Consider the following 12,128-nt stretch of genomic DNA (forward strand, 5'->3'; position numbering starts at 1 on the left):
ATTACAGGGTAAGTATATGAAAATACGCAGCATTTTCTTGCTGGCGGGCGTGTCTTCGCTCGCACTCGCGACAGGTCTGTCGGCGCAGGATCTGGCGACAGCGCCTGAGACAGGCGGCATCCAGCTGGCCCCGATTACCCTCGTCGCGAATGGGCAAGAACAGGTCGAGGCCACGGGCGGTGTCACCGTGACCCCCGAGGACATCGAGGCGATGCAACCTGCGGACGTTTCCGAACTGTTCGCCCGTGACTCGGCCATCACCGTTTCGGGCGGTGCCGGTCCTTCGAAGCGGATCCATGTCTTTGGCATGGAACAGTCGAACCTTGCCGTCAGCGTCGACGGCGTGCCGCAGGGCGTCACCAGCTGGCACCATACCGGCTCGAACGTGATCGACCCCGCCTTCCTGAAGTCGGTCGAAGTCGAGGTTGGCGCTGCCGCCGCCGATTCCGGCTTTGGCGCGGCTGCCGGTGCGGTGCGCTATGAAACCGTTGGCGCAAAAGACATGCTGGCCGAAGGCCAGACCATGGGCGGCCGCGTCGGCTTGTCCTATGGCACCAACGGTCGCGGCGCGTCGGGCTCGCTGGCAGGTTTCGGCCTTTATGAGGGCTTTGACTGGTTCGTCATGCTGCATGCCGCCAATGGCGACAATTATGAAAACGGCGACGGCAAGGAAATGCCGGGCACCGAGCCCGCCACCCAAGGCGCGCTGACCAAGCTGGGCTATGAATTCGAAGGCCACCGCGTCGAACTGGCCTATGAATACAGCAAGGACGATGCCGACCGCGTCATCAAGATGAACATGGATCTTGACCACACGGACGAGGTCTTCCCGCTGAAAGTCTCGCGTAATACGCTGAGCCTGAAATACAGCTCGACCGCGCCGACCGACGCCTGGGACCCCGAGGCGATGGTCTATATCAGCCGCAACGAATACTGGCGGCCGAACTACGCGACCGACCCGCTGCGTCCGATCAACGGCGACATGGATCTGGAATCGACCACCATCGGCGGCGTGTTGAAAAACACCTACTCGATGGAGCAGGGCAAGATCACGGCCGGTGTCGACTGGGCCTATGACGATTACCGCATCGACAATTATGGCGATCGCGCGCCGGGCGTGCATACGCTTGAGACGATGCAGATCGGCGCCTTCGTGCAGGGCCGGTTCGAATTCGACAATGGCATCGACGTATCGACCGGCATGCGTCTGGACCACCAGCGCTTCACCGACTGGAACGGCGAACAGCGCTCGGATACCGGTGCCAGCGTGAACGCCACCACGTCCTACGAGTTTGCCGAAGGTTATGAAGTCTTTGCCGGCGCGTCGCAGACCTGGCTGGGCTATGATATCGGCGAATACGGCCTGCTGCATGCCCGTGACGAGGCCTTTTCCACCGCCGCCGACTACGAGCCCGCCGAGGCCACCAACGTCAAGCTGGGTCTGAACGCCAACCAGGGCAACTGGACCGGCAACCTGACCTTCTTCGACACGCGCCTGAAGGGTCTGGCCTCATACGATGCCGAAGTGACCAACCAACTGGTCAATGCGGATGACTACCGCAGCAAGGGCTTCACCCTGCAAGGGAACTACAGCTGGGGTTCGGGCCGCGTCGGTGCCAGCCTGACCAAGGCTGACGTGACCCAGAACGGCGAAGATGTCCTGCCCAATGGCGGCACGGTCGTCCCGGTCGGCACGCTGGCCGCGCTGTATGTCGATCAGGAACTGGCGCAGTATAACCTGAAATTCGGCGGCACGCTGGAATGGGCTGGAGATCTGTCGGGCGATTACCTGACCGAGGCCGGCTTCGAGGATCACTCCTCCTACACCGTGGTCAACCTTTATGGTGAATGGCGTCCCGAGAACTACCAGAACGTCGCCCTGCACCTGAACGTGGATAACCTGTTCGACGAAACCTACTACGAGCGTTCGAGCTACGTTCAGTATTCGCCGCGCAACGTCTATCCGCTCTACGCGCCGGGCCGCACCGTCACGCTGGGCGTGAAGATGGACTTCTGAGGAAGCCCAATCAGAACGACAAAGAAAGGGCCCCTTTGTGGGCCCTTTTTTAACCATTTGACGATTAGCTGTGGACCGGGCCAGCCGTCGAGATAGCTTGGCATCAGTTGAGTTGTTGTTTCGGTACCGGTCATGCACTTGCAGAATCCCAAAACCCGGCGTGGCCAATGCCGAATGAAATCGCCCCGCCTGCTTGCCAGTTGCATGGGTGTCTTGCTGGTTTTGCCCCAGCACGCTTGGTCAGAATCCCTCCGCCCGATCCGGCTGTCCTGCGAAACGCAGGGTCCTGCCGCGATACGCCTGTGCGACGCCTTGCGCGACGAACTCGCTCGCCGCGGCTTCACTGATCAGCCCGATGCTGAATTCCAGCTGATCCTGAAGGCCAGTGATTCTGATCAGCACGGCCTGCGTGCCCGGATTGGAGTCGTGGATGGCGGCCCTATGCGGGAAGGTCAGGAAGCAGAGCTTTCCATAATGGACCACGCCTCGATTCCCGAAAGCGCGCTGCGATCATTCGCGGCCAGCTTGCTCGACCATACCCCTCTTTGAGCAACATCATTTCATTGACAGAAGGAATTTGAGATGCCCCATTCCGACCGCATTCAGGGCGCGCTGGACGAACCGCTATCCTCAACGTCACGGATCAACAGGACCGAGGTCGGCGACGCCGCCGGGAATCGCAACACCACCCACACGATGAATGTCGGCGATACGTTCAGCGGAAATCTGAGCCACGCAGGCGATACGGACTGGGTACGCGTCAACCTGCAGGCTGGCACTTACACCATCAAACTGGAGGGAACAGGCAGCTTCCCGTTGTCGGACCCATATCTACGCCTGCTCGATTCGGCGGGGAACGAGGTCGCCTCGAACGATGACTTTAATGGGCTGAACTCCCGTGTGACCATCGCGATTCCCGAAGGCGGAACTTATTACATCGAGGCAGATTCGTTCAATTCGCGCTATACGGGTCGTTACACGATGGAGCTGGCAGAGGTGCCGCCGCCTCCGGTTTTCACCACTGCGCAGATCGCCGAACAATTGACGGACGGGTATTGGGAAAGCAGCGGGCGCAGCCGGCGCGCCTTCGACGTGGATCCGGGACAGGCATTGAATGTCGATGTGTCAGGACTGGACGCGGCCGGACGCCGTCTGGCAGTCGCCGCGTTGCAGGCCTGGACCGATGTCAGTGGTATCCGCTTCAATGTGGTGAATCCCGACAGCGGCAGGCGCGTCCATATTACCTTCGACGACAACGAAGCCGGTGCCTGGTCGTCCTCAACTGTCTTCGGCAATGTGATTTCGTCGTCGATCGTCAATGTCGAGACGGGATGGCTTGATGCCGCCGGCACCGGATTCAACACCTATTCCTTCCAGACCTATATTCACGAAATCGGCCATGCACTTGGCCTTGGTCATGCCGGAAATTATAATGGATCGGCGACTTACGGGGTCGATAGTCATTATGCCAATGACAGTTGGCAGGCGACGGTCATGTCGTACTTCAGCCAGGACGACAATACCGCGATCGACGCAAGTCGAGCCTTTGTCGCCTCGGCGATGATCGCTGATATCGCTGCGATCCGGGAGCTGTACGGGCCAGCCACACTGCGGGCAGGCAACACGATCTATGGCGAGGACAGCAATGCGGGGGGAAACTATGCCCGCATCTCGAATATGCTGGCCACCAATGCGCGCGACGACATCACCTTCACCATCGTCGACAGCGGCGGCAACGACATACTGAACCTGTCCAGAGATACCAACGACCAGCGTATCAATCTGGCCGCTTCTGGTATCTCCGATGCCTATGGGCTGACCGGAAACATCGTCATTGCCGAAAACACGGTGATCGAGAACCTGCGCGCAGGGTCAGGGAATGACCTCCTGCGTGGCAACGCGTCGAACAATATCATCGGTGGCAATCACGGCAATGACCGCATTGTGGGTCTGGACGGCAACGATTCGATCTTTGGCGGCAGCGGCCGCGACACGATGATCGGAGGCAACGGCAACGATACCTATCACGCCGACGACCATGACGTGTTGATCGAGGCCGTGAATTCTGGTGTCGACACGATCTACTCCGACACCAGCCGGACCCTGGCCGCGAACTTCGAGAATCTCGTCCTGCTCGACGATGCCCGGAACGGGACCGGAAACGAATTGGCCAACCGACTCGTCGGGACTTGGGGCGACAACAGGCTTGACGGGTTGCGCGGCAATGACACCCTTCAGGGTTTTGGCGGTCGAGACACGCTGAGCGGTGGCGGCGGGAACGATACCTACCTGACCGACGGTCTGGATCAGTTGATCGAGGGGCTGAATGGCGGCACGGATACCGTGACCTCCAGCGCGAGTTTCACCCTTGCCTCGAATTTCGAGAATTTGCGGCTGGCAGGTGCAGCATTGAACGGCACGGGTAATGCCGGGGCCAACCAGATGACCGGCAACGCGCTGAACAATACCTTGCGCGGGATGGCGGGGAATGACCTTCTGGATGGGGGGGCTGGCAATGACCGGCTGTTCGGCAATGGCGGCGCTGACACCTTTGTCTTTGCCTCGGGGCGGGACACGGTCATGGACTTCCAGAACAATATCGACACGCTTCGCATCGACGACGCCCTGTGGGGCGGCGGGGCGCGCAGCGTGGCGCAGGTGCTGAACATGGCCAGCCATGTCAGCGGCGACATCGTTTTCCGTTTCGCCAATGGCCAGACGCTGACAATCGACGATTACGCCAGCATCGCCAGCCTGCAAGATGACCTGATCATCGTCTGACACGAAAAAGCCCTCCCCCAATCGGGGAGGGCCCGGTTCTTCAGGCCAGCCAATCCGAGCTGGCCTGAAGGTCGTCCGCCGCAAGCTCATGACCGACCGGCAGGGTCTGGCTGTCCACCTCGGCACCCAGGCGGCGCAACTGCTGCTCCAGCGCCGGGGCCATCCGTGCAAAGGGATCGCGCGCGCCGTTCAGCATCAGCACCTTGGCACCCTGCAGCGCCTCGGCAGTGCTGGCGGGCGGTGCTTCCAGGACCTGAATGCCACGCAGCAGGATCGCCTTGCGCACCGCATCGGGATGCAGTTGCAGGATCGCGCCCAGCAGGTTCGCGCCGTTCGAATAGCCAAGGAAGCTGATCCGTTCCGGATCAAGCCCATAGGCGCGGGTGGCATCCTCGACAAAGGCAGCAAAGGCCTCGGCCTCGGACTGGATGTCGGCCTGATCGTAGGTCACGGCATCATAGCGACGGAACCAGCGGTTGATCCCCTCCTCGGTCGAGCGGCCGCGCACACCCAGCAGCGTCGCATTGGGTGCGATGCGATGAGCCAGCGGCATCAGGTCGGTTTCATTGCCGCCAGTCCCATGCAGCAGGATGATCGTGCTGCCATCCGGGTTTTCGGGCCGATGGAAGCGGTGGGTGAAATGCAAGTCGCGCATCGGCATCCTTTCCTCGCCCGGCAGGGCGAATTGCGGCAGCATCACGCGCAGATCCTCGGCGCGGGCCGCATCATGGGGTGGGACGAACAATGTCCGGCCCAGTTCCTCAGGGGTTTCGTCCAGCGTGAAGCCGGGCGCGTCGGTGGCATATTCCAGCAAGATCCCGGCGGGATCGCGGACATAGAGCGACAGGAAGTATTTCCGGTCATGGACGCTGGTGACATCGGTATCCTTCAGCGCCAGCCGCCGTGCGCGCACCTCATCGACCGATGCCGCCCGGAAGGCCACGTGATCCAACGTACCGGTACCGGGAATGCCGGGGAAATAGCCGCTGGCATCGCGGATATCGACGGCATCCCGGTCCGAAATCATGCGCTGCACTGCACCGGAAGCCGCCTCGGCCCGGTAGCCGAACTGGCCAAGGAAATCCCGCGTGCCCGCCGCATCTTCGGTGAACAGTGTCACCCCGCGCAGGCGGGTCGGCGCAATCGGATCGGGCAATGGCGCAGTGGCCGGAGCATCGACGCCGACCAGCTTGACGATCACCCCGTCCGGGTCTTTCAGCCGCAGCACGGTTTCGCCGAACTCGCGGCTGGGGCCCTCGACCGGGATACGCGCGGTCATGGCGCGGGTCAGCCAGTCACCGATGCTGTCCGGGGGAACGGACAGCGCGATTTCCGCGACCTGACCGTGGCCGACCCGACCCGGCGCGCCGTCCTCCCAGACAAGGAAGGTGATCAGCGAGCCGGGCGAGCCAAGCGCATCGCCATAGAACAGGTGCAACTGCTCGGCATCCTCGAAGCCGCCGGTGCGCTTGACCAGCCGCAGGCCCAGAAAGCCCGCGTAGAAGTCGACATTCGCCTGAACGCGACGGGTGATGCCGGTGACGTGATGGATGCCGGTGGTCATGGGACTTCTCCTTATGCGGCCTCCTCAAGGGCCAGGACTTTCTGAACCGCCGGATCGGCGGCGATACGGTCATGCAAAGCCAAGACATTCGTCCAGCCCGAGATGCCATCGGGCAGCAGCTTCGCCGCCCAGCGGATCATCGGAAAGGCATAGGCGTCGATCACCGAGCGCTTTCCCAGCATCCAGTCGCGGCCCTGCAAATGGTCGTCGAGCAGCGTCAGCTTGCGGCGGACCAGCTTGCGGCCAGCTTCCTGCACGGAATTGCGGTCGTCCTCGTCGCGGCTGGTCGTATAGCGCTGCGGCAGGAACAGCGGGAAAAAGGCAGGATGCAGGTCGCCGGTCAGGAAGCTGGCCCAGCGGTCCATTTCCGCCTGCGCCCGAGGGCCCGCGCCACCGTCCAGACCTGCCTCGGGGTGCTTGAGCGCAAGATAGCGCAGGATAGCGCCACATTGGGTCAGCATCCAGCCGTCATCCTCGCGCAGCGCCGGAACCGCCCCGGCGGGGTTTACCGCCAGCAGCTCGGATGAGCCGAATTCGACCGGCACCGCCTGATAGGGCGCGCCGATCCATTCCAGCACGATATGGGGTGCAAGCGAGCAGGCACCGGCATGGTAGAACAGGGTGGGCATGGCACTCTCCGTTTCTTGTGCTGGAAACTTAGCACGAAGACGGCGCTTGCCCACGGTCAGGGCGCGCAACCCCGTGTTCTGAAAAGACGAACGGTTGCGCGATACCCGTTCTTAGCTGCCGGAATGCGCCCCGGCGGCCAACTTGGCGACAAAGTCCAGCACCTCGGGGACCGGGCGCCCCTCGCCGATCAGCTTGACGATGGCCGAACCGACGACGCAGCCATCGGCGACGCCCGCGACGGCCGATGCCGCTTCCGGGGTCGAGATGCCAAAGCCTACGACGACCGGCAGGCCGGCAGAGGCACGAATGCGCGCGACCTCGGGGGCGACTTCGGCAGCATTGGCGGCCGGGCCGCCGGTGATCCCGGTGACCGAGACGTAATAGACAAAGCCCGAGGTATTCTGCACGACCGCAGGCAGGCGGCGATCATCGGTGGTCGGTGTCGCCAGCCGGATGAAGTTCAGCCCCGCAGCTTTCGCAGGCAGGCACAGTTCGGCATCCTCTTCGGGGGGCAGGTCGACCACGATCAGCCCGTCAACGCCCGCTGCGACAGCTTCGGCGATGAAGCGATCAACACCCCCATCCCGTGCATAGATCGGGTTGTAATAGCCCATCAGCACGATCGGGGTGGTGCTGTTCCCCTCGCGGAAGGCACGCACCATGTCCAGGACACGAGTAACGCTGCCGCCCGCTTCCAGCGCGCGCTGCCCCGCCGCCTGAATGGTCGGACCATCAGCCATCGGGTCGGTGAAAGGCATGCCCAGCTCGATGATGTCGACGCCCGCTTCCGGCAGGCCCTTCATGATCTGCAGCGAGGTGTCGAAATCGGGATCGCAACCCATCATATAGGCGACGAAGGCCTTGCCATTCGTGTCGGCAAGCCGTGCGAAAGTGTCGTCGATTCTGCTCATGCGCCCGGTTCCCTGTCCGCCGTTTTCAATCCGCCGCCAAGGGTTATCCCCTAGCGCGGGGAAAGATCAACGCCCCGCACTGGACTTGGGCCGCGCGCGCCCATAAAAGACGGCAGTTTTCCGGGAAAAGGGGTGCATCATGGGCTTTCGTATGGGGATCGTCGGGCTGCCGAACGTGGGCAAGTCGACGCTGTTCAACGCGCTGACCAAAACCGCCGCCGCACAGGCCGCGAATTTCCCCTTCTGCACGATCGAGCCGAATGTCGGCGAGGTCGCGGTTCCCGATACGCGGCTGGACAAACTGGCCGAGATCGCGGGCTCCAAGCAGATCATCCCGACCCGTATCACCTTTGTGGATATCGCTGGTCTGGTGAAGGGCGCCTCCAAGGGCGAGGGTCTGGGCAACCAGTTCCTGGCCAACATCCGCGAAGTCGATGCTATCGCCCATGTGCTGCGCTGTTTTGAGGACGGTGACGTGACCCATGTCGAGGGCCGCGTGGATCCGATCGAGGACGCCGAGACCATCGAGACCGAGTTGATGATCGCCGATCTGGAATCGGTCGAGCGTCGCCTGGCCAATATCGCCCGCAAGCTGAAGGGTGGCGACAAGGAGGCCGTGGCTCAGGAAAAACTGCTGAAAGCCGCGCAGGCCGCGCTGGAAGCCGGGAAACCTGCCCGCACCATCAAGGTCGATGACGAAGACCGCAAGGCATGGGACATGCTGCAACTGCTGACCGCGAAACCGGTTCTGTTCGTCTGCAACGTCGAAGAGGACAAGGCCGCCGAGGGCAACAGCCAGTCCGAGCGAGTGGCGAAAATGGCCGCCGAACAGGGTGCGGGCCATGTCGTCATCTCGGCCAAGATCGAAGAGGAAATCAGCCTGCTTCCCGCCGAGGAAGCCACGATGTTCCTTGAGGCAATGGGCCTGCATGAGGCCGGTCTGGATCGCCTGATCCGCGCCGGTTATTCGCTGCTGGGGCTGGACACCTATTTCACCGTCGGCCCGAAAGAGGCCCGCGCCTGGACCATTCACAAGGGCACGCTGGCCCCGCAGGCCGCTGGCGTCATCCACGGCGATTTCGAACGCGGCTTCATCCGTGCGGAAACCGTCGCCTATGACGACTACGTCACCTACAAGGGCGAGGCCGGCGCACGCGAGGCGGGCAAGTTCCGCGTCGAGGGCAAGTCCTATGAGGTCAAGGACGGCGACGTCCTGCATTTCCTCTTCAACGCCTGACCAGACCAACAGGCTCGGGAACCTGCTTTTGCCGGGTTCCCGGCAAGGCTGGATCGTCCCGCGCCCGCAGCAAGGACGATCCGGATGACCCTGCCCGCAATCGGCGAACGCCTCGAATTCCCCCTTCCCGCCGATGCGCAGGGACGGGTTCACAAGATCACCGCCTTTCGCTATGGCCGCCCCGGTTCGGGGGCCAAAGCCTATCTGCAGGCCGGACTACATGCCGACGAATTTCCCGGCATGTTCGCCCTGCATTTGCTGCGCCCCATGCTGGAGTTTGCCGCGCGCGAAGACCGTATCGTGGGCGAAATCCTGATCCTGCCGCAGGCCAATCCGCTGGGCCTGACCCAGCATCCCGACGGCTTCCTTTACGGCCGCAAGGAAACCGCCTCGGGCGAGAATTTCAACCGCAACTATCCCGATCTGGCCGCGCTTCTGCCACCGCTACAGCTTGGTCCGGCTGCTGCCCAGAACGTCGCCTCCTGCCGCGCGGCCATGCGCGCCGTGCTTGACGACATGCAGCCCAAGACCGCGCTGGAGGCCATGCGCCACCGGCTGATGCTGTTGGCCCATGACGCCGATCTGGTGCTTGACCTGCATGCCGACAATCAGGCCTTGCCGCATATCTACACCGGCACGCCGCTATGGCCGGATGCACAGGACATCGCTGCCGAGATCGGCGCGCGCGCCGTCCTGTTGGCCGAAATCTCCGGCGGGAATCCCTTTGATGAGGCGCTGAGCGGCCCGTGGTGGGAACTGGCCCGCCTTTATCCGGATCATCCCATCCCGAGTGCCTGCCTGGCCGCGACGTTGGAAATGGGCAGCAATGACGATGTCGATGAAGGTCTGGCCCACGATCAGGCGCAGGCGCTGTTCCGCATCCTCGCCCGCCGCGGCTACATCACCGACGAGACCCTGCCCGACCTGCCGCCCTTGGCCTGCGAGGCCACCGGACTGACCGCGATGGCCCAGATCAAGTCCCCGTCCGAAGGGCTGATCGTCTATCATACCGAATTGGGAGACGAGGTGGCCGAGGGGCAGCTGATCGCCACGCTGCTCGACCCGCTGGGCGATGAGATTCCGGTTCACGCGGAAACCGCGGGCTGCCTGTTTGCCCGCCACAGCCAGCCCTATGGCTGGCCGGGCAAGTTCATGGGCAAGATCGCCGGACGCGACGATATCGCCAGCCGCAAGGGACTGCTGCTGACCGATTGACGGTCAGGCGCGCTTTTCGATCTCGACCAGATCGCGTTGGTTTTTCAGATGCCGCGCGATCATCTGCGCCACGCGCCGCGGCTCGGCAATTCGCCGGGCCGGAGGCGCGACATAGCTGGGCGAGGCCAGTTCCGGGAACAGCAACGAGATTTCCCGCACCGCCTCGGGGCCAAGCGCTTTCAGCGCCATCGGGCCGGTCAGCAGGGTTTCCGTCCAGGCACCATTGGCGCGCACCACCTCGTGGCGGTCCAGCAGGATGTGGAAATACTCGACACTCGACACATTTTCCTGCGTGACCCCCGGCAGGCCCAGCAGCTTCTTGGCCGGGACCAGAACCTCATCGGTCCCGAACATGGCCTGCACGATGCGCGAGGACAGCAGCACCCGGTGCTGCGGCGAAACCACCAGATCCCGCGCAGGGACCGAAGGACCAAAGGCCCCGGCGGCAATGCGGATGGGCTGGAAGTTCGGATGGCGATCCAGGGCATGGCCCCCAACCAGACGCGAGGCGATCCACCGGATCGGCTGCGGACCATGATCCTTGGTCATGACCAGATCACCAAGCGCCAGTTCCTCGACCAGACGCGGCCCGTCAGGCGTGTCGATCAGCGAACCACGGGTGAAACAGGGCAGGACATCGACATCGTCCATATTCAGGTTGTCGCCCGGCTCGATCAGCAAACCATCGTCGGTGAAACCGCCGGGTTCGGTAGTAAGGAAGAAACGACCCGATCCCGAACTGAGCGGCACATCGCTGCCCGGCGCATAGATGCCGAAATCGCCGTCGAAGAAGCCAGCATTGCCGCTGATCTGGTTGTCCAGACGAAGCTCGCTCTGGTTTTGGCCGGCAGGTCTGATTTCATAATCGCCGACCCCATCACCATCCACGTCGATCTCCAAGGTGATCAGCGTGCCGGGGGGAATGCCGTCCGCATAATCCTCGGCCGAACCCTCGACACTGACGATGATTTGCGCATTGGCAGGATCGCCACCCATTGCCTCAACGAAATCAGTGACCGGATACCCCTCGGGATCGATCGTCCCGGCCGATCCCCCGATACCAAGGATGAATTCGCCGGTCGCAATCGCATTCGGGTCCAAGACATAACTGACCATTGTGCTTCCCTTCGCATGGCATCGTTGACGGGCACGAGTATTGCTAGCTTGCAATTTGAGCATATGCGCCAGCAGTGACTGCGCAATACGCTAATTGGCATTTATCTGAACCGTGCGGTTCTGATGACCTGCCGGTAATTTGCCGTTTATCGTTGAATTTTAAAAATTAATTCATCGAATTTGACTAATTCGACAACACCCGCATGGGACGACCTGACGCATGCGAATGCAGCGTGGTGGGGTATTCATATAAGATTGATCAACAAGCCCGAACGAATCGATCTTGCCCAAACCCCCGGTTTTCCGGACGTCTGACTGAGAGCTGTCCGGCGGCTTTTTCCAGCTCGGATCGCCCTAGCCTGCTTTTTTCTTCAGCTTTGTTGCGCCTGGGAGTTCGATGTTGATTTCGAGGCTGGAGAGTTCCTCGCCGCGTTCGAGTTTGACCTCGACCTGCTCGCCGTCGATCTCCATGTGGCGGCGGACGACCTCGAGGATGTCGCGTTGCAGCAGCGGCAGGAAATCCGGGCTGGTGCCGCCGGCGCGTTCATGGGCCAGCAGGATCTGCAGCCGTTCCTTGGCGGTCTGGGCGGGGTTCGGCTTGCGGGGGCGGAAGCTGATGCCGAACATGGTCATGCCGTCCGCTTCAGCAGCCGCTGC

Annotated in this window: 10 protein-coding genes; 4 read left to right on the plus strand and 6 right to left on the minus strand. The window is 62.3% G+C overall.

Translation table 11 applies throughout. The annotated features are described in order from the left end of the window. Positions 1–16 precede the first annotated feature (16 nt). Positions 17–2,017, plus strand: coding sequence for a TonB-dependent receptor domain-containing protein (locus tag IB235_RS20700; protein WP_192338333.1), 2,001 nt, complete (start codon positions 17–19; stop codon positions 2,015–2,017). A gap of 240 nt (positions 2,018–2,257) precedes the next feature. Here IB235_RS20700 and IB235_RS20705 read toward each other — a convergent pair whose 3' ends face one another. Next, on the minus strand, positions 2,258–2,500 hold the full coding sequence (locus IB235_RS20705) for a hypothetical protein (RefSeq protein ID WP_192338334.1): 243 nt from the start codon (positions 2,498–2,500) through the stop codon (positions 2,258–2,260). A 99-nt stretch (positions 2,501–2,599) separates the two neighbouring features. Here IB235_RS20705 and IB235_RS20710 point away from each other — a divergent pair, with 99 nt between their 5' ends. Continuing rightward, a complete protein-coding gene (locus IB235_RS20710; RefSeq protein ID WP_192338335.1) occupies positions 2,600–4,798 on the plus strand; it encodes a M10 family metallopeptidase C-terminal domain-containing protein in 2,199 nt (732 codons plus the stop codon). Between the two features lie 40 nt (positions 4,799–4,838). On the opposite strand, the gene IB235_RS20715 is transcribed toward IB235_RS20710, so the two are convergent. The 3 genes from IB235_RS20715 to trpA form a co-directional block, all read right to left on the minus strand. Further along, positions 4,839–6,362, minus strand: a complete 1,524-nt coding sequence (locus IB235_RS20715) for a VOC family protein (RefSeq protein WP_192338336.1) — start codon at positions 6,360–6,362, stop codon at positions 4,839–4,841. A gap of 11 nt (positions 6,363–6,373) precedes the next feature. Next, positions 6,374–6,991: a glutathione S-transferase family protein gene (locus IB235_RS20720; RefSeq protein ID WP_192338337.1), complete on the minus strand. Its 618-nt coding sequence runs from the start codon at positions 6,989–6,991 to the stop codon at positions 6,374–6,376. 111 nt (positions 6,992–7,102) lie between these two features. Beyond that, entirely contained in the window at positions 7,103–7,903 is an 801-nt protein-coding gene (trpA, locus tag IB235_RS20725; protein WP_192338338.1) for a tryptophan synthase subunit alpha, read from the minus strand. A gap of 139 nt (positions 7,904–8,042) precedes the next feature. Between trpA and ychF the strand changes: the two genes are divergently transcribed. Together ychF and IB235_RS20735 are read left to right on the plus strand one after the other, a co-directional pair. Continuing rightward, positions 8,043–9,140 carry a redox-regulated ATPase YchF gene (gene ychF, locus IB235_RS20730; protein ID WP_192338339.1) on the plus strand — a complete coding sequence of 366 codons (1,098 nt, stop codon included), beginning with the start codon at positions 8,043–8,045 and terminating at the stop codon, positions 9,138–9,140. 84 nt (positions 9,141–9,224) lie between these two features. Then, on the plus strand, positions 9,225–10,355 hold the full coding sequence (locus IB235_RS20735) for a succinylglutamate desuccinylase/aspartoacylase family protein (protein ID WP_192338340.1): 1,131 nt from the start codon (positions 9,225–9,227) through the stop codon (positions 10,353–10,355). Between the two features lie 3 nt (positions 10,356–10,358). Here the strand turns inward: IB235_RS20735 and IB235_RS25300 are convergent, their stop codons facing one another. Then, positions 10,359–11,471, minus strand: a complete 1,113-nt coding sequence (locus tag IB235_RS25300) for a Hint domain-containing protein (protein WP_225612507.1) — start codon at positions 11,469–11,471, stop codon at positions 10,359–10,361. A 354-nt stretch (positions 11,472–11,825) separates the two neighbouring features. Beyond that, on the minus strand, positions 11,826–12,098 hold the full coding sequence (gene minE, locus IB235_RS20745) for a cell division topological specificity factor MinE (RefSeq protein ID WP_192338343.1): 273 nt from the start codon (positions 12,096–12,098) through the stop codon (positions 11,826–11,828). Positions 12,099–12,128 lie beyond the last annotated feature (30 nt).

The organism is Paracoccus sp. PAR01 (genome assembly GCF_014851995.1).
Classification (GTDB): domain Bacteria; phylum Pseudomonadota; class Alphaproteobacteria; order Rhodobacterales; family Rhodobacteraceae; genus Paracoccus; species Paracoccus litorisediminis.

What these genes read in the sequence shown, in the direction of transcription:
- IB235_RS20735 (WP_192338340.1), top strand. Translation starts at nt 9,225, where the DNA reads ATGACCCTGCCCGCAATCGGCGAACGCCTCGAATTCCCCCTTCCCGCC.
- ychF (WP_192338339.1), top strand. Translation starts at nt 8,043, where the DNA reads ATGGGCTTTCGTATGGGGATCGTCGGGCTGCCGAACGTGGGCAAGTCG.
- IB235_RS20720 (WP_192338337.1), bottom strand. Translation starts at nt 6,991, where the DNA reads ATGCCCACCCTGTTCTACCATGCCGGTGCCTGCTCGCTTGCACCCCAT.
- IB235_RS20710 (WP_192338335.1), top strand. Translation starts at nt 2,600, where the DNA reads ATGCCCCATTCCGACCGCATTCAGGGCGCGCTGGACGAACCGCTATCC.
- IB235_RS25300 (WP_225612507.1), bottom strand. Translation starts at nt 11,471, where the DNA reads ATGGTCAGTTATGTCTTGGACCCGAATGCGATTGCGACCGGCGAATTC.
- IB235_RS20715 (WP_192338336.1), bottom strand. Translation starts at nt 6,362, where the DNA reads ATGACCACCGGCATCCATCACGTCACCGGCATCACCCGTCGCGTTCAG.
- IB235_RS20700 (WP_192338333.1), top strand. Translation starts at nt 17, where the DNA reads ATGAAAATACGCAGCATTTTCTTGCTGGCGGGCGTGTCTTCGCTCGCA.
- minE (WP_192338343.1), bottom strand. Translation starts at nt 12,098, where the DNA reads ATGTTCGGCATCAGCTTCCGCCCCCGCAAGCCGAACCCCGCCCAGACC.
- trpA (WP_192338338.1), bottom strand. Translation starts at nt 7,903, where the DNA reads ATGAGCAGAATCGACGACACTTTCGCACGGCTTGCCGACACGAATGGC.